This is a genomic window from Streptomyces bluensis (assembly GCF_014650715.1).
GTDB classification, from domain to species: Bacteria; Actinomycetota; Actinomycetes; order Streptomycetales; family Streptomycetaceae; genus Streptomyces; species Streptomyces bluensis.
This window is the reverse complement of the sequence record NZ_BMVM01000004.1, coordinates 284,458-300,942: the sequence shown is the minus strand read 5'-3', so window position 1 is coordinate 300,942 and position 16,485 is coordinate 284,458. Positions and strand designations below refer to the sequence as shown.

Below are 16,485 nucleotides of genomic sequence, written 5' to 3'. Positions count from 1 at the left end.
ACATGCGTAGGGTGCAGAGAACTCATCAGACGACGTGAGCCGGATGAGTAGCACCACAGTGGTGTATCAGTAACGGCTGTACCGACTGGAGCAGCCGTATCGAGCAGCGGCCGACCGACGAGCGAAGGAGGGAGCCGGAGCGATGGGCGACCACAAAGAACAGCCCCTTCGGGTGGGCGCGGCCGTCCGGCGGCGGCGCCGGACACTGGAGCTCACGCTCGCCGTCGTGGCCGAACGCAGCGGACTGTCGGTTCCCTTCCTCAGCCAGGTCGAGAACGAGCGGGCACGGCCCAGCAAGCCGTCCCTGGAGCGCATCGCCGACGCGCTCGGCACGACAGCCGTTGACCTGCTCGCCGCGGCCGACCCGGCGTGCAGTGTCGACGTGGTGCGCGCCGACACGGAGGCCATCGCGCCGACCGAGTCCAGCACGCGCTCCTTGGTGCGCGGACACCACCAGCTGCATGCCATGGAGTTCATCGGCGACCACGACGAGGGCCGGGAGGTCCAGCACCGCAACGACGAGCTCATGTACGTGGCCGACGGTGCCGTCGAGGTCGAGGCGGAGGGCCGCGCCCACCGGCTGGGCCGTGGTGACACGCTGTACCTGACCGGCGGCGTACGGCACCGGTGGCGGGCGACAGTGCCCGACACCCGTGTGATCGTGGTGGCCGTGGCGGACCACATCGAGGCGCTGGAGGACCGGCACCGGCGCGGTGCGTGACCCGTCGTGCTCCGTGTCGTCTCCCTCGTCCCCTCCCTGACCGAGGCCGTGGCGGTCTCGGTGCCCGGCGCGCTGGTCGGTGCCACCGACTGGTGCACCCACCCCGCGGATCTTGACGTCGTACGGATCGGCGGCACCAAGAACCCGAAGACCGGCCGGATCGTCGCACTGTCACCCGATCTGGTGATCGCCAACGAGGAGGAGAACCGCGAGCCCGACCTGACGGCCCTGCGGGAGGCGGGCGTCGAGGTCCTCGTCACCGAGGTACGGGACGTCCCGCAGGCCTTCCGTGAGCTGGAGCGGGTGCTGCGGGCGTGCCGGGCGCCGACGCGGCCGCGATGGCTGGACGAGGCGGAGGAGGCCTGGTCCCGGCTGCCGTCTCCCGAACACCGCAGGACCGCCGTGGTGCCGGTCTGGCGTCGCCCCTGGATGGTTCTCGGCCGGGACACCTTCGCGGGGGACGTCCTGGCGCGGCTCGGTGTGGACAACCTGTACGCGACGCACGCGGACCGTTACCCCCGCGTCCCCGTCGATGACCTGCGGGCCGCCGGGCCCGACGTCGTCGTCCTGCCCGACGAGCCGTACCGCTTCACCGCCGACGACGGGCCCGAGGCGTTCACGGGAGTGCCGTGCGCGCTCGTCAGCGGACGTCATCTCACCTGGTACGGGCCGTCGCTGGTGGAGGCGCCGAGGGTGCTGGCCGGGGCGCTGCGAGCAGCTCACCGCTGACCTGCCCCACCACGGAGTCCCCGCGACCGTAAGACATAAGCTGGATTTATGGGCAAGGGCAGAGCTGAAGAGCAGGCGGGCGCAGCCGCCGTGCCGCGCGGCGGGCTCGCCCACCGGGTGCCGGATCTCGGGGCGCTGGAGCTGTTGCTGGCAGTGGCACGCCTCGGGTCGCTCGGGAGGGCCGCGCGAGAACTGGGCGTCACGCAGCCGGCGGCCAGCAGCCGGATCCGTTCCATGGAACGGCAGCTCGGCGTGGCCCTGGTCGACCGGTCACCCCAGGGCTCGCGGCTCACGGACGCCGGAGCGCTGGTCACGGACTGGGCGCGGCGGGTCGTGGAGGCGGCCGAGGCGTTCGACGCCGGGGCGCAGGCGCTCAGGGACCGGCGAGACTCCCGGCTGCGTGTCGCCGCGAGCATGACCATCGCGGAGTACCTGCTGCCGGGCTGGCTCATCACCCTGCGCGCGCAGCGGCCGGACACGGCGGTGTCGCTGCTCGCGGGCAACTCGGCGGTCGTCGCGGAGCGGTTGCTGGCGGGGGAGGCGGACCTGGGATTCGTGGAGGGGGTGAGCGTGCCGGCCGGCCTGGACTCGGCGGTCGTCGCCCATGACCATCTGATCGTGGTGACCGCGCCGCGGCACCCGTGGGCACGGCGCCGTAAGCCGCTGGACGCGGGCGAGCTGGCAGCGACTCCGCTGATCCTGCGGGAGGAAGGATCAGGTACGCGTCAGGTTCTGGACGCGGCGCTGGGGGGTCTGGCCCGGCCGCTGATCGAGTTGTCCTCGACGACCGCGGTCAAGGCGGCGGCGGTGAGCGGTGCGGGGCCCGCCGTACTGAGCGAACTGGCCCTCGGCGAGGAACTGTCGGCCCGGCGCCTGGTGAGCGTTCCCCTGGACGGTGTCCACCTGCGGCGGTCCCTGCGAGCGGTGTGGCCCACGGGGCATCGGCCCACGGGGCCCGGGCGGGACTTGCTGGCGTTGACCCGGAGCCGCTAGGTCCTGTCGTCAAACTCCGGCCTGCCGCGCGGCGCCATGCACGCTCCCCCACTGCCTTAAGGGCGGGGGAGGTACCGGGCGTGGGAGGTACCCCCACTCGCCGCACCTGACGCCGCGCGGCCCGCCCTGCGGGCGGACGACGGGAGTTTGACGACAGGACCCAGGGGTGAGTGGCTCAGGAAGCGGCTCGGGTGAGGGCGCGCATCACTCGGGTGTCCTCGCCCATCTCCGGGTGCCACTGGACGCCCAGCACCCATGCCTGACCGGGCAGCTCGACCGCCTCCACGGTCCCGTCGTCCGCGTGCGCCGACGCGATGAGCCCCTCGCCGAGGCGGTCCACCGCCTGGTGGTGGTACGTCGGCACGGCGGTGCCCTCGGGCGCGATGTCCGCGTACAGGGTGCCGGGAACGGGCTTCACCGTGTGGGGGCCGAACACGCCGACCTGGTTGACATGACCGTCCAGGTGCTGGATCAGCGTTCCACCGAGGGCCACGTTGAGGAGCTGCATTCCACGGCAGATGCCCAGGAGCGGGGTACCGGCGGCCAGCGCGGCGCGGATCAGGGCGAGCTCCCAGGCGTCGCGTTCCGGCGCGGGCGGACCGGTGCGCGGGGAGCGCTCGGCTCCGTAGCGGGCGGGGTCGACGTCGGGACCGCCCGCGATCACCAGGCCGTCGAGGCGGGCGACCGTCTCGGCGGCGTACGACGGGTCGTCCGGCGGCAGCATCGCGGCCAGCCCGCCCGCCGCCTGAACGAGCCGCGGGTAGCCGACCGGCAGCAGCGCGGCCTCCAGCTCCCAGACGCCCCAGCGCGCACCGGACTCCAGATACGTACTCACACCGATCAGCGGCCTGGCCACGCGGTTCTCCCTCACACTCAAGAGGACGCGTCCTCAATGGGGCACGTTCATACCTTTGCGGGGTGCACGGTGGAAGGCAAGCCCCAACGAAGGGCAACGGCCAACCAAGGGCAAGCTCCAACCCATGGCACGCCCCCACCCACTCGACCCGGCCCGTCCCCCCTTCAAGCCAAGAACCCCCGCAACAGCGCCGCCGTCCCCGCGCAGTGCTCCCGCATCATCTCCCGCGCCCCGTCCGCGTCACCGTCCAGCACCGCCTCGACGATCGCGCCGTGCTGGCGCTGTGAGTGCTCCAGGTTCCGGACCAGCAGGGGGATGCAGTCCAGCAGGTCGTTGACGGTGGCGCGGACGGCCGCGTACTGGGCCGTGAGGGACGGGGAGCCGCTCAGCTCGGCGAGGGTGAGGTGGAAGAGGGTGTCCAGGCGGCGGTACTCGGTCAGGGGCGCGTCCCGGGTGCGGGCCAGCGCCTCACGCAGGCGGTCCGCCTGCTCCACGGCCGGGCCGTGGGACGCGCACAGCCCGGCCGCGCCCACGTCCAGGACCTCGCGGAAACGCAGCACGTCCTCGATGTCGGTCCGCGCGACACGGCGCCGCAGCTCGTCCCCGCCGCCCGCGCCGCTCCGGGGGAGCACGAACGTACCGCCGTACCGTCCGCGCCGCGACTCCACCAGCCCCTCGTCCTGGAGCACCTTGAGGACCTCGCGGAGCGTGACCCGGCTGATCCCGAGCCGCTCCGCCAGCTCCCGCTCCGCGGGCAGCCGCTCGCCGCCGGGGACCAGGCCCAGCCGTACGACCTGCAGGATCTGCTCCAGGGCCTCCTCGAAGCCGTTGCCCGCCCGTACCGGCCGCAGCACCGGGGTCAGTCCGTCGTCCGGGCCGCCGTCAGGATGCGCCGACATCTCGCCGTGCCCCCTTCCCAAGCAATGGTTCTCCGCAATACCTTAGGGCTCTCGGTCCGGGTGATGAAGCCGTAAGCAGCCAGCCGTGAAGGCCCAATAACCCGAAGAAGCCCGAAGACGCCCGAAGGAGGCCCTCCCGTGGCAGACCGCACAGCCCCGCTCGGTATCGAGGAGCTGCACGCCCTCGTCGCGGGTGGCGAGATCGACACCGTCGTCCTGGCCTTCCCCGACATGCAGGGGCGTCTCCAGGGCAAGCGGTTCGCCGCGCGCTTCTTCCTCGACGAGGTGCTTGAGCACGGCACGGAAGGCTGCAACTACCTGCTCGCCGTCGACACCGAGATGAACACCGTCGACGGATACGAGATGTCCTCCTGGGACCGGGGCTACGGCGACTTCGCGATGCACCCCGACCTGAGCACACTGCGCCGGGTGCCCTGGAACGAGGGCACGGCGATGCTCATCGCGGACCTCGCCTGGAACGACGGCTCACCCGTCGTGGCCGCTCCCCGGCAGATCCTGCGCCGGCAGTTGGACCGGCTCGCCGAGCTCGGCTACACCGCCCAGGTCGGCACCGAGCTCGAATTCATCGTCTTCAGGGACACCTACGAGCAGGCCTGGGACGCCGGCTACCGGGGGCTCACCCCGGCCAACCAGTACAACATCGACTACTCGGTGCTCGGCACCGGCCGTATCGAACCCCTGTTGCGGCGCATCAGGAACGAGATGGCGGGGGCCGGCCTGACCGTCGAGTCCGCCAAGGGCGAGTGCAACCCCGGCCAGCACGAGATCGCCTTCAAGTACGACGAGGCCCTGGTCACCTGCGACCAGCACGCCGTCTACAAGACCGGCGCCAAGGAGATCGCCGCCCAGGAGGGCGTGTCGCTGACCTTCATGGCCAAGTACAACGAGCGCGAGGGCAACTCCTGCCACATCCACCTGTCGCTGGCGGGCCCGGACGGGACGAACGCCATGGCCGGTTCCGCGGACGACCCCGACGGCATGTCGCCCCTCATGCGGCACTTCCTCGCCGGACAGCTCGCCGCGCTCCGGGACTTCGCGCTGCTGTACGCACCCCACATCAACTCCTACAAGCGGTTCCAGCCGGGGTCCTTCGCCCCGACCGCCGTCGCCTGGGGCCACGACAACCGGACGTGCGCGCTCCGGGTCGTCGGGCACGGCCGCTCCCTGCGGTTCGAGAACCGGCTCCCCGGCGGCGACGTCAACCCGCACCTCGCCGTCGCGGGCCTCGTCGCGGCCGGGCTCCACGGCATCGAACAGGAGCTGGAGCTCCCCGGGGCATGTCCCGGGAACGCGTACGCCGCCGACTACGCCCATGTGCCCACCACCCTGCGCGAGGCAGCCGAGCTCTGGGAGAACAGCCCCATCGCCAAGGCCGCCTTCGGTGACGAGGTGGTCGCGCACTACCGCAACATGGCACGCGTCGAGCTGGAGGCCTTCGACGCCGCGGTGACCGACTGGGAGCTGCGCCGCTCCTTCGAACGCATGTGAGAGGTCCTTCCTTGTCGTACGAGCACGAGCTCCAGGTACTCAATCCGGCCACCGAGGAGGTCGTCGCCACCGTCCCGGCCACCACGGCCGAGGACGTGGACGCGGCGGTGGCGCGGGCGGCGACGGCACAGACCGGGTGGGCCGCCCTCGCGCCGGGCGACCGCGCCCGGCTCCTGCGCCGCTTCGCCGCGACCGTGGACCAGCACATCGAGGAGCTGGCCCAGCTGGAGGTCCGCCAGGCCGGTCACACCGTCGGCAACGCCCGCTGGGAGGCGGGCAACGTCCGCGACCTGCTCGACTACGCGGCCGGCGGCGTCGAGCGCCTGACCGGACGCCAGATCCCGGTCGCGGGCGGCCTCGACGTCACGTTCCACGAACCCCTCGGCGTGGTGGGCGTGATCGCGCCCTGGAACTTCCCGATGCCCATCGCCGCCTGGGGCACCGCCCCCGCGCTCGCGGCCGGCAACGCGGTGCTCCTCAAGCCCGCCGAGACGACCCCGCTCACCGCACTCCGCCTCGCCGAACTCGCCCTGGAGGCGGGGCTCCCTGAAGGGCTGTTCCAGGTGCTGCCCGGCCACGGGCCCGTCGCGGGCAGCGCGCTCGTCGAGCACCCCGGTGTGGCGAAGATCGTGTTCACCGGGTCGACCGCCGTGGGCAAACAGGTGCTGGCGAAAGGCTCCGCCCTGCTCAAGAGGGTCACCCTCGAACTCGGCGGCAAGAGTCCCAACATCGTCTTCGCCGACGCCGACATCGAGGCCGCCGCCGCGGCGACCCCCATGTCGTTCCTCGACAACTCCGGCCAGGACTGCTGCGCCCGCACCCGCATCCTCGTGCAGCGGTCCGTGTACGACCGCTTCCTCGGCCTCCTCGCGCCCGCCATCGAGTCCGTCCTCGTCGGCGACCCGGCCGACGAGAGCACCCAGATGGGCCCGCTGATCTCCAGGACCCAGCTGGACCGCGTCCGTTCCTACGTCGACTCCAGCGCGCCCGGCATCCGCGGCAAGGCTCCCGAAGGCCCCGGCTTCTGGTTCCCGCCCACCGTCCTGACCGCGGTCGAGCCCCACGCGCGCGTGGCCGTCGAGGAGGTCTTCGGCCCGGTGGCCGTGGTGCTGCCCTTCGAGGACGAGGCGGACGCCGTCCGGCTCGCCAACGACACGCCGTACGGCCTCTCCGGCTCGCTCTGGACCCGCGACGTCGGCCGGGCGCTGCGCGTCTCGCGGGCCGTCCGCGCGGGCAACCTGTCCGTCAACTCCCACTCCAGCGTCCGCTACTGGACCCCCTTCGGCGGCTTCAAGCAGTCGGGCATCGGGCGCGAGCTCGGCCCGGACGCCCTCACCGCCTTCACGGAAACCAAGAACGTCTTCCTCAGCACGGAGGCCTGAGCCGCTCATGACCGACAACGCAGGCATCACCGAAGAAACCATCTGCCGCCGCCTCGTCGGCCGCACCGCCGTCATCACCGGTGCCGGCAGCGGCATCGGCCTGGCCACCGCGCGCCGGCTCGCCTCCGAGGGAGCCCACGTGGTCTGCGGCGACGTCGACGAGACACGCGGCAAGGCGGCCGCCGAGGAAACCGGCGGCATCTTCGTGAAGGTCGACGTCACCGACCCCGAACAGGTCGAGGCCCTGTTCAAGACCGCGTACGACACGTACGGCAGCGTCGACATCGCCTTCAACAACGCGGGCATCTCACCGCCCGACGACGACTCCATCCTGGAGACCGGCCTGGAGGCGTGGAGGAGGGTCCAGGAGGTCAACCTCACCTCCGTGTACCTGTGCTGCAAGGCCGCCATCCCCTACATGCGGCGGCAGGGCAAGGGCTCGATCATCAACACGGCGTCGTTCGTGGCCCGCATGGGCGCGGCGACCTCCCAGATCTCGTACACGGCCTCCAAGGGCGGCGTGCTGGCCATGTCCCGTGAGCTGGGTGTGCAGTTCGCACGCGAGGGCATCCGCGTCAACGCCCTGTGCCCGGGGCCGGTCAACACCCCACTGCTCCAAGAGCTGTTCGCCAAGGACCCGGAGAGGGCCGCGCGCCGACTGGTGCACATCCCGCTCGGACGGTTCGCGGAGGCCACGGAGATCGCGGCCGCGGTCGCGTTCCTCGCCAGCGACGACTCGTCCTTCGTGAACGCCACCGACTTCCTGGTGGACGGCGGTATTTCGGGCGCGTACGTCACACCGCTCTAGAAAGACCACGGGAGGCGACGGCTATCGAACGCTTGCCCAGTGCTCCACCCTTTAGGGTGGAGATGTAGGGCATCCTGCCCGTAGCGGCCCTGAGGGGCGCTGCGGCATGGTTAAGATCGTCTTGTCCGACAACGGGGTTGTGGGACCTACCGCCGGACGGGCGGGAAGTCAGGCCTGCGGAGGCTGTGTAAGACCGACCTTCACCGGTCGGCGGCGGCCTGTGAAACAGGAACCCATGGTGGTGCCGCGTAGCGGTACGGACCGGAATCTCCTGCCCTCGGGCAGGAGAGGGCGTCAAAGGAAGGTGTGGCCCTCCCCGCGGTACGTCGGCACGGTCGCCGTCACCTCGTCGCCCGCCACGAGGTGCAGCACGTCGAACCGCTCACACAGCTCGCCCGCCTTGGCGTGCCGGAACCACACCTTGTCACCGATGAGGAGATCGTCGGCGGGCGCGCCCAGCAGCGGCGTCTGCACCTCGCCCGGACCTTCCTGGGGGTCGTACTTCAGCCCCTCGGGCAGGTACGGGACGGGCAGCCGGTCGCGGCCCGCGACGCCGGAGGCCGGATAGCCGCCGCCCAGCACGGTGACGACGCCGACGCCAGGCCGACGGACGACGGGCTGGGCGAAGAGCGCGGCCGGACGCCCGCTGAACGAGGTGTAGTTGTCGAAGAGGCGCGGGACGTACAGACCGGACCCGGCCCCGATCTCGGTGACCGCGTCCTCGGCGGCGGTGTACTGGACACTGCCCGTGCCGCCGCCGTTGACGAACTCCAGGCCGGGCTCCACAGCCCGCACCGCGCGCACCACCTCGGCCCGCCGCTCCGCGAGCTCCTTCCGCGCGGCGGCCTGCATCAGCCGGACGGCCCGCGAGCGCAGCGGGCGCCCCGCGAGCGAGTCCCCGACACCGGCGATGTGCCCCTCGTACGCCATGATCCCGACCAGCCTGAACCCGGGCCGCCGGACGACCGTACGCGCCAACTCGGCGACCTGGGCGGGGGAGTGGAGCGGGGACCGCCGGGCGCCGACGCGCACGCGCCCGCCGAACAGCTTCAGCGACGTGTCCAACTCCAGGCAGACCCGCACCACTTCGGAACCGCCCGCGCGCGCGTCGTCGATGAACCGGAGCTGGGCCGGGTCGTCCACCATGACGGTGACGGCGCCCGCGAGCTTGGGATCAGCGGTCAGCTCGGCAAAGCCGGAGCGGTCGGTCGACGGGTACGCGAGCAGGACGTCGTCGAAGCCGGACCGCGCGAGCCACAGCGACTCGGCGAGGGTGAAGGACATGACGCCCGCGAAACCCTCGCGCCCCAGGACGCGCTCCAGAAGAGCCCGGCAGCGAACGGACTTGCTGGCCACACGGATCGGCTTGCCGCCCGCCCTGCGGATCATGTCGTCGGCGTTCGCGTCGAAGGCGTCCAGGTCGACGATCGCGACAGGGGCGTCGAGATGAGCGGTGGCCCGGTCGTAGCGGGCGCGGTCAGCGGCACGGGCAGTCATGAACGCAGCCTGCCAGACTCGATTACCGCAGGGTAGGGGGACGTTCCGGGCAGATTCCCCCGGGGCTGCGGACTGGTTCCCTCTCCGCGCGCGGTAACCCGTAGAGTGACGCGGAAGCAGGGGACGACCTCGGCCGGGGATGGTCACGCCTCGCGACGGGTACGGATGCTCGTGGCGGACACCCGGGCAGGCGGCTCCAGAACGACGAGCGCTCCCCATGGGGCGGTCGTACGCCCGGACGTTCTCCGAGGCGGCCTGGGACACGAGGAAACGGGGGGGTGCATGAGCACGGAAGCGCGTCGTGCCTCCATCCCCCCACGCCCCACGACTCCGCCCCATCCGCCGACGCCTCCACGGACGCCGGGCGCGCACGGTTCCGACGCACCCGAGGATGCCGCGACGGGGCCCGTACCGCCCCAGGACCAGCAGCCGGGCCCCGCCCCGAGGAACGGTGCGCCGGGGGCCTCCACCGCCACGAGTGCCCCGTTGCCACCTCAGCGCTCCGCACCTCCGTCCGCCGCCGCCCCGCCCCGTCCGCAGCGCCCCCCGACAGCCGGCGCACCACCCGTGCCGCCGCCCGCCCCGTCGCGCACACCGTCCGGCGCGCCCGGTCCGATGCCGGCACCACAGGGAACCCGCGCTCCGGGGCCGGAGGACGGAGCCGGTCAGCGTCCGCGGCCGCGCGACTTCCGTGGCGCCGCCGAACAGAGCACCGACCCGGCCCCCCCGCCCCCGCCCGCGTCCTCGGCGCGGTTCCCCGACGCGCCGCCGGCGGGCTCCGCACGGACCGCGGACGCACCGAACCGGCCGGGCGGGCAGCCCTCCGGTGCCGTGGCCGGTGGCGCTCCGCCCAGGCCCGCGGAGGCGCCGCGCCGTACCGCCCCGCCCGAGGAGACCCGCACCGAGACGACCACCCGGCTGCGTCCCGTCCGTGACGAGGCGCCGACCGGCTGGACCCCCGCGTCGAGCTCCTCGCGCCGCTCCGTCGGGGCACTGGACCAGGCACTCGGCACACGCCCGGGACGCCCGTACATCACCTTCGCGCGACCCGAGACGTACCACCCCGAGACGCACGACGGCACCCGGGCGCGGCCCAGCCGCCCCCGTGCGCTGGCGGCCGCCACCTGCGTCGTCCTCGGCCTCGGGCTCATCGGCGGAGCGGTGACCGGGAGCTGGCTGATTCCGGACGCGGACGCGGACGGCGACCGCGGTGGCTTCGCCGCCGCCGCACAGCTGTGGCACAACGTGCCCGTCGACCAGCTGTTCCCGCGCACCCTCGACGGCGAGGGCGCCGGACCCGGCGGCGCCGACCGGACCTGGACGCGGATCGCCGTGGCACCCGACACCGGCTGCGAGGACGCCTTCGACCCGCTGCTCCGCAAGGCTCTCTCCCCGGTCGGCTGCCTGCGGCTGCTCCGCGCCACCTACACCGACGCGACCCGCAGCCATGTCACCACCGTGGGCCTGCTCTTCACCACGGCCGACTCCGCCGCCATGGCCTCCCTGAAGTCCCGCTTCGAGAGGGAGGGCCTGGACAGACGCACCGACCTGATGCCCCTCCCGTACGCGGCGCGGGGCACCGTCGCGGACCGGTTCGGCGCCGACCAGCGTGCCTCCTGGACCCTCTCCGTCCTCACCGACGCGCCGGTCGTCGTCTACGCCGTCTCCGGCTTCGCCGACGGCCGCACCGTCACCGAGCCGGAGCCCGCCGCGGAGGCCATGAAGTCCGGCGCCAGCACCGCTCCCGCCCAGTCCGGCCTCGGCCACGAGGCACAGGGCCTCGCCGACCGCGTCGAACGCGGCTTCCGCAAGACGGTCGCCGCGGCCGGAGACCAGGCCTCATGACCCGCATGACCCTCGTGAAGGCACGCATGAACCCCAGGACCGGCGCGCTGAGCGTCCTCCTCGCCGCCTCCCTCGCCCTCGTCCCGTCCACCACAGCCCACGCGGACGAGATTCGCTCCCAGCAGTGGGCCCTGGACGCCATGCACGCGCGGGAGGCCTGGCGGACCACCAAGGGCGCGGGCGTCACCGTGGCGGTCCTCGACACCGGCGTCGACGACGAGCACCCGGACCTGGTGGGCAACGTCCTGCCCACCAAGGACATGGTCGGCTTCGGGTCGAGCCGCGGCGACGAGACCTGGGCCGTGCACGGCACCGCCATGGCCGGGATCATCGCGGGCCACGGACACGGTCCGGAACGCGCCGAGGGCGTGCTGGGCATCGCCCCGGCGGCCAGGATCCTTCCCGTCCGCGTCATCCTTGAGGAAAAGGACCCTGCCCGCTCCAAGGCCCGCAACACCCGCGGCAACGCCCTCGCCGAGGGCATCCGCTGGGCCGCCGACCAGGGCGCCGACGTCATCAACCTCTCACTCGGCGACGACTCCAAGTCCGCCCACCCCGAACCCGCCGAGGACGCCGCCGTCGAGTACGCCCTCAAGAAGGGCTCCGTCGTCGTCGCCTCCGCGGGCAACGGCGGCGAGAAGGGCGACCGCATCTCGTACCCGGCCGCCTACCCGGGCGTCATCGCCGCCACCGCCGTCGACAAGTACGGCACCCGCGCCTCCTTCTCCACCCGCCGCTGGTACGCCACCGTCAGCGCCCCGGGCGACGACGTCGTCATCGCCGCCCCCGACCGCAAGTACTACGAGGGCTGGGGCACGAGCGCCGCGGCCGCGTTCGTCTCCGGCGCGGTCGCCCTCATCCGGGCCGCCCACCCCGGTCTGAGCCCCGCACAGATCAAGCAGCTCCTCCAGGACACGGCCCGCGACGCCCCGGCGGGCGGCCGGAGCGACTCCCACGGCTTCGGTTTCGTCGACCCCGCGGCCGCGATCAAGGCGGGCGCCAAGCTCGAACCGGAAGGGCTCCGCCCGGCGGCGTACGGCCGGAAGTACTTCGGGTCCGGCCCGGATCCGGACCTTGACGGCAGTGCCTTCAGCTGGGCGGCCCCGGTCGCGGGCGGCCTGGGCCTCCTGCTGCTGGGCGGCGCGGTCGTGCTGTGGCGGGGCCGGGGACGACGGGACCACACGGACCACTACGGCGTCTGAGCCGGGGAGAGACCGCTACCGCGGCTTCCGGGTGGGCAAGGGTTCCTCCCGCGGCCGCCGCACCGGCGCCGCCACGGTCTCGGCACTTCCCGCGTCCTCCGCCCCGAACACCGACACCGCGGCCTGCGCGGCCGCCTCCACCAGCGCGACGCCCTTCGCCTTCGTGGTGTGGCCGTTCGACAGCACCGCCACGAGGCGGTCGTGCCCGTCCGCGGTGACGCGTCCGATGCTGTTGATGACCCACAGCCCCGTCGTGCTGCGCGGCAACCACCCGTTCTTCAGGGCGAAGCCGGACCCGGCCGCCGACACACCCCAGTCCTGGCCCACGGCCGGCCGCCCCATGAGCTCCCGCAGATACGCCCGCGAGGCGTCGTTCAGCTCCGACCCGTGCCCGAACACCTGCTGGAGCAGGACGAGTTGATCGGCGGCCGTGGTCCGGGTCAGCCCCCACAGCGGCCCGTCGCCGCCCTCGGTGCCGGTCAGCCCGAAGCGCTCGTTCGCGGCGTCGAGGCCCGCCGCCGAACCGATCGCCTTCCACAGCGCGGTCGCGGACGCGTTGTCACTGTTCTCGATCATCGCGGCCGCGTACGCCTCCTCCTGGGCGGTGAGCCGCCGGTCCGCGTCCTGCGCCTGGAGGAGCAGCGTCGCCAGGATGCCGACCTTCACGATGCTCGCGGTCTCGAACCGCGCCTTCCCGTACGCCGCGCTCTCCCCGGACTCCATGTCCCGCACGGCCACGGCCAGGCCGGCGCCGTCCTCGGCCTCCACACCCTCCAATGCGGCGGCGAGCAACGCGTCGCGGTCCACCGGGGGCGCCCCCACAGGTCGCAACGAAGCCTCCTAGGGCGTGGAAGATGACACCGACGACGATACGGTGCCGGGCTCTGTGCGGAGCTGTGGTTCCGGCCCCGGACATGCCCGGGAGGCTTCCCCCGATAGGGTCGGTGACCGTGGCGAACAAGAACATTCCCGACCCCGGTTTCTCCGACGACGACGGCTCCGCCGACCCCCGGCTGAGCGCGGCGCTCGCGGCCTGGGCCGAGGACCGCACGGCCGTGGGGCCCGTCCTGGAGGCACTCAAGGGCGCCCGGCTGCTCGTTCCCGTCGTGGCCCTCCTGGGCGAGGTCGAGGAGGACAGTCAGGAGGGGCGCGAAGCTCCCAAGAAGGGCGGTGGCGGGAGACGGGAGGGCGGGCTGCGCCGCGAGAAGACCAGCGACATGGCCGTACCGACCCTGAAGGCCGGACACCGCACCGCCCTGCCCGCCTTCACCTCCACCGACGCCCTGGCCCGCTGGGACCCCGCCGCCCGTCCCGTCGCCGTCCCCCTGCACCAGGCCCTCCAGGCCGCCGCCCACGAGAAGGCCGACACGATCGTGCTGGACCTGGCCGGGCCGGTGCCGTACGAGCTGACCGGGCCCGCGCTGCTCGCGCTCGCCGAGGGCCGGACCACGACGGACCCGCTCGCCGACCCGGCCGTCGTCGCGGCCGTACGCGAAGCCGTGGCCGCCGAGCCCGCCGTACTGCGTGCCCACCTCGGGCCGGGAGAGGCCGACGGTGCCCTCGCCCTCGTCCTGGACCCGTCCGCGCCCCCGGCCGAGGCCGCGCGGGCGGTCGCACGGCGCCTCGCCGCCGACGAGACGCTGCGGGCCCGCCTGGTGCGCGGCCTCGACCTGGCACTGCTGCCGGCCGGGACCACGCCACCGGGCGAGCCCCTGTACGTACGTCCGTGAATCAGCCGTGGGCCCCGCCGGGCCGGGTGCGTCAGCCGTAGACCGGGCCCGTGTACTTCTCGCCCGGGCCCTGCCCCGGCTCGTCCGGGACCAGCGACGCCTCGCGGAACGCCAGCTGGAGCGACTTCAGGCCGTCGCGCAGCGGTGCCGCGTGGAAGGAACTGATCTCGGTAGCGGACGCGTCGAGGAGACCGGCGAGGGCGTGCACCAGCTTGCGGGCCTCGTCCAGGTCCTTGTACTTGTCGCCCTCCTCGGTGAGACCGAGCTTCACGGCGGCGGCGCTCATCAGGTTCACCGCGACCGTCACGATCACCTCGACCGCCGGGACGTCCGCGATGTCGCGGGTCATGCTGTCGAAGTCGGGGGAGTCTGTGGAGCCGGACGTGTCGGCCGGATCCGAGGGGGAGGTGTCACTCATGTCCCACACGATAGGCCCGGCTTCCACGGCGGCCGTGCGCGGGAGGCACCCGCACGCCGGTTCGCACCGGCCTCCGGTAGCTGCTAGCCTTGGGTGACGACCGGTCGGACACGCCAAGACGACGTCAGCGTGCCCGGCCCGCAAGTGGAGGCTCCGAACTCCCACCTGACCCTCCTCCGGGACGGCAGGTCACCGGTCAGGCGGCCACCACCGTTCCGTACGGACGGTGGAGTCGCCCGAAGCGCGCCCCGCGGTTCACTGCGGCGGTGCTCCGGCAGTCTGGAGCCCCGCCTGTGTCCCGTCCGGGGCATTTTTCATGCGCCGTGATGGTTGGTCCCTATGTCAACCAGACATACACGGCGGTCCGCCAGACCGTCGTGGGGTGCTACCGAGGAGGATCCATCAGCGCCGAGCCCCGCATCAACGACCGGATTCGCGTTCCCGAGGTGCGACTTGTCGGTCCCAGTGGCGAGCAGGTGGGCATTGTCCCGCTGGCCAAGGCACTGGAGCTTGCGCAGGAGTACGACCTGGACCTGGTCGAGGTCGCGGCGAACGCCCGTCCGCCCGTGTGCAAGCTCATGGACTACGGGAAGTTCAAGTACGAGTCGGCCATGAAGGCCCGTGAAGCGCGCAAGAACCAGGCGCACACGGTCATCAAGGAGATGAAGCTCCGGCCGAAGATCGACCCGCACGACTACGACACCAAGAAGGGTCACGTCGTCCGGTTCCTCAAGCAGGGCGACAAGGTCAAGATCACGATCATGTTCCGTGGTCGCGAGCAGTCCCGGCCCGAGTTGGGCTACCGACTGCTGCAGCGTCTCGCGGAGGACGTCCAGGACCTCGGGTTCGTCGAGTCGAACCCGAAGCAGGACGGCCGCAACATGATCATGGTTCTCGGTCCGCACAAGAAGAAGACCGAGGCGATGGCCGAGGCCCGTGAGGCGCAGGCGGCCCGCAAGGCGGAAGCGAAGGCCAACCCAGGCCGCTCGCAGAACGCCTCCGATGCCGAGGTACCTGCCGAGGAGCCCGCAGAGGCGTGATTCCGCGGGACGTGAGTCCCAGGGATTCCCCGGGACGACAGTCCAGGGATGTCAACCGATAGACAGGACGTTCCACCGTGCCCGGTTTCACGACCGGGCACCGGAGCGCCATGACGAGGAGAGAACGGCGCTATGCCGAAGAACAAGTCGCACAGCGGTTCCAGCAAGCGCTTCAAGGTCACCGGCTCGGGCAAGGTGCTCCGTGAGCGCGCCGGCAAGCGCCACCTGCTCGAACACAAGTCGTCCCGCGTGACGCGTCGCCTCACCGGCAACGCCGAGATGGCCCCGGGCGACGCCAAGAAGATCAAGAAGCTTCTCGGCAAGTGAGGCGGGTGCGCCTGACGCCCGACGGCGTCCGGCGCCCGCAGTCACCGAGAGACCGGGACCCATTCGTTTCCGGGCCGCGTGAGGACCACCGCGGCCCCGCTACAAGGAGTTAGAGAAGTGGCACGCGTCAAGCGGGCAGTCAACGCCCACAAGAAGCGCCGGGCGATCCTGGAGCAGGCCTCCGGCTACCGCGGTCAGCGTTCGCGCCTGTACCGCAAGGCCAAGGAGCAGGTCACCCACTCGCTGGTCTACAACTACAACGACCGTAAGAAGCGCAAGGGCGACTTCCGTCAGCTGTGGATCCAGCGCATCAACGCCGCTGCCCGCGCCAACGGCATCACGTACAACCGCTTCATCCAGGGTCTGAAGGCCGCGAACGTCGAGGTCGACCGCAAGATCCTGGCCGAGCTGGCCGTCAACGACGCCGGTGCGTTCGCCGCGCTCGTCGAGGTCGCGCAGAAGGCGCTGCCGAGCGACGTCAACGCGCCGAAGGCGGCGTGACACTGCGTGACGCCGCGCCGGCTTCGGC

The 16,485-nt window shown here is 72.3% G+C and carries 17 protein-coding genes; 12 read left to right on the top strand and 5 right to left on the bottom strand.

Annotated elements, in window-relative coordinates; all coding sequences use genetic code 11:
- Nucleotides 1–142 precede the first annotated feature (142 nt).
- The 3 genes from IE262_RS14085 to IE262_RS14075 are packed head-to-tail and all read left to right on the top strand — an operon-like array spanning nucleotide 143 to nucleotide 2,443.
- Nucleotides 143–721 carry a helix-turn-helix domain-containing protein gene (locus IE262_RS14085; protein ID WP_134039203.1) on the top strand — a complete coding sequence of 193 codons (579 nt, stop codon included), beginning with the start codon at nucleotides 143–145 and terminating at the stop codon, nucleotides 719–721.
- Nucleotides 722–727: 6 nt separating this feature from the next.
- Entirely contained in the window at nucleotides 728–1,450 is a 723-nt protein-coding gene (locus IE262_RS14080; RefSeq protein ID WP_189873867.1) for a helical backbone metal receptor, read from the top strand.
- Between the two features lie 48 nt (nucleotides 1,451–1,498).
- Complete coding sequence (locus IE262_RS14075; protein WP_134039201.1) at nucleotides 1,499–2,443, top strand: LysR family transcriptional regulator; 945 nt, start codon at nucleotides 1,499–1,501, stop codon at nucleotides 2,441–2,443.
- A 175-nt stretch (nucleotides 2,444–2,618) separates the two neighbouring features.
- On the opposite strand, the gene IE262_RS14070 is transcribed toward IE262_RS14075, so the two are convergent.
- The gene (locus tag IE262_RS14070) at nucleotides 2,619–3,299 is read right to left on the bottom strand and encodes a gamma-glutamyl-gamma-aminobutyrate hydrolase family protein (RefSeq protein ID WP_189873865.1); all 681 of its coding nucleotides are present in this window, start codon (nucleotides 3,297–3,299) and stop codon (nucleotides 2,619–2,621) included.
- A gap of 164 nt (nucleotides 3,300–3,463) precedes the next feature.
- Nucleotides 3,464–4,198 carry a FadR/GntR family transcriptional regulator gene (locus IE262_RS14065; RefSeq protein ID WP_134039199.1) on the bottom strand — a complete coding sequence of 245 codons (735 nt, stop codon included), beginning with the start codon at nucleotides 4,196–4,198 and terminating at the stop codon, nucleotides 3,464–3,466.
- A gap of 138 nt (nucleotides 4,199–4,336) precedes the next feature.
- Between IE262_RS14065 and IE262_RS14060 the strand changes: the two genes are divergently transcribed.
- The 3 genes from IE262_RS14060 to IE262_RS14050 are packed head-to-tail and all read left to right on the top strand — an operon-like array spanning nucleotide 4,337 to nucleotide 7,897.
- Nucleotides 4,337–5,707 carry a glutamine synthetase family protein gene (locus tag IE262_RS14060; protein WP_134039198.1) on the top strand — a complete coding sequence of 457 codons (1,371 nt, stop codon included), beginning with the start codon at nucleotides 4,337–4,339 and terminating at the stop codon, nucleotides 5,705–5,707.
- An 11-nt stretch (nucleotides 5,708–5,718) separates the two neighbouring features.
- Complete coding sequence (locus IE262_RS14055) at nucleotides 5,719–7,089, top strand: aldehyde dehydrogenase family protein (protein ID WP_134039197.1); 1,371 nt, start codon at nucleotides 5,719–5,721, stop codon at nucleotides 7,087–7,089.
- Nucleotides 7,090–7,114: 25 nt separating this feature from the next.
- Nucleotides 7,115–7,897 carry a 3-oxoacyl-ACP reductase gene (locus IE262_RS14050; RefSeq protein WP_189874081.1) on the top strand — a complete coding sequence of 261 codons (783 nt, stop codon included), beginning with the start codon at nucleotides 7,115–7,117 and terminating at the stop codon, nucleotides 7,895–7,897.
- 294 nt (nucleotides 7,898–8,191) lie between these two features.
- Here IE262_RS14050 and IE262_RS14045 read toward each other — a convergent pair whose 3' ends face one another.
- Nucleotides 8,192–9,394, bottom strand: coding sequence for an amino acid deaminase/aldolase (locus IE262_RS14045; RefSeq protein ID WP_134039195.1), 1,203 nt, complete (start codon nucleotides 9,392–9,394; stop codon nucleotides 8,192–8,194).
- 615 nt (nucleotides 9,395–10,009) lie between these two features.
- Here IE262_RS14045 and IE262_RS14040 point away from each other — a divergent pair.
- Nucleotides 10,010–11,239, top strand: a complete 1,230-nt coding sequence (locus IE262_RS14040) for a hypothetical protein (RefSeq protein WP_229877252.1) — start codon at nucleotides 10,010–10,012, stop codon at nucleotides 11,237–11,239.
- Complete coding sequence (gene mycP / locus IE262_RS14035) at nucleotides 11,236–12,441, top strand: type VII secretion-associated serine protease mycosin (protein WP_189873862.1); 1,206 nt, start codon at nucleotides 11,236–11,238, stop codon at nucleotides 12,439–12,441. The genes IE262_RS14040 and mycP overlap by 4 nt, the downstream gene beginning before the upstream one ends.
- 15 nt (nucleotides 12,442–12,456) lie before the next feature.
- Here mycP and IE262_RS14030 read toward each other — a convergent pair whose 3' ends face one another.
- Entirely contained in the window at nucleotides 12,457–13,263 is an 807-nt protein-coding gene (locus tag IE262_RS14030; protein WP_308432750.1) for a serine hydrolase, read from the bottom strand.
- Nucleotides 13,264–13,391: 128 nt separating this feature from the next.
- Here IE262_RS14030 and IE262_RS14025 point away from each other — a divergent pair, with 128 nt between their 5' ends.
- Nucleotides 13,392–14,171 carry an SseB family protein gene (locus IE262_RS14025; RefSeq protein ID WP_189873859.1) on the top strand — a complete coding sequence of 260 codons (780 nt, stop codon included), beginning with the start codon at nucleotides 13,392–13,394 and terminating at the stop codon, nucleotides 14,169–14,171.
- A 31-nt stretch (nucleotides 14,172–14,202) separates the two neighbouring features.
- Here IE262_RS14025 and IE262_RS14020 read toward each other — a convergent pair whose 3' ends face one another.
- Nucleotides 14,203–14,589 carry a DUF1844 domain-containing protein gene (locus tag IE262_RS14020; protein WP_134039192.1) on the bottom strand — a complete coding sequence of 129 codons (387 nt, stop codon included), beginning with the start codon at nucleotides 14,587–14,589 and terminating at the stop codon, nucleotides 14,203–14,205.
- A 377-nt stretch (nucleotides 14,590–14,966) separates the two neighbouring features.
- On the opposite strand from IE262_RS14020, the gene infC reads away from it, so the two are divergent.
- From infC to rplT, 3 genes are all read left to right on the top strand, one after another.
- Nucleotides 14,967–15,629, top strand: coding sequence for a translation initiation factor IF-3 (gene infC / locus IE262_RS14015; protein ID WP_189874077.1), 663 nt, complete (start codon nucleotides 14,967–14,969; stop codon nucleotides 15,627–15,629).
- A gap of 132 nt (nucleotides 15,630–15,761) precedes the next feature.
- The gene (rpmI, locus tag IE262_RS14010; protein ID WP_003989075.1) at nucleotides 15,762–15,956 is read left to right on the top strand and encodes a 50S ribosomal protein L35; all 195 of its coding nucleotides are present in this window, start codon (nucleotides 15,762–15,764) and stop codon (nucleotides 15,954–15,956) included.
- 117 nt (nucleotides 15,957–16,073) lie between these two features.
- Nucleotides 16,074–16,457 carry a 50S ribosomal protein L20 gene (gene rplT, locus IE262_RS14005; protein WP_004002577.1) on the top strand — a complete coding sequence of 128 codons (384 nt, stop codon included), beginning with the start codon at nucleotides 16,074–16,076 and terminating at the stop codon, nucleotides 16,455–16,457.
- Nucleotides 16,458–16,485 lie beyond the last annotated feature (28 nt).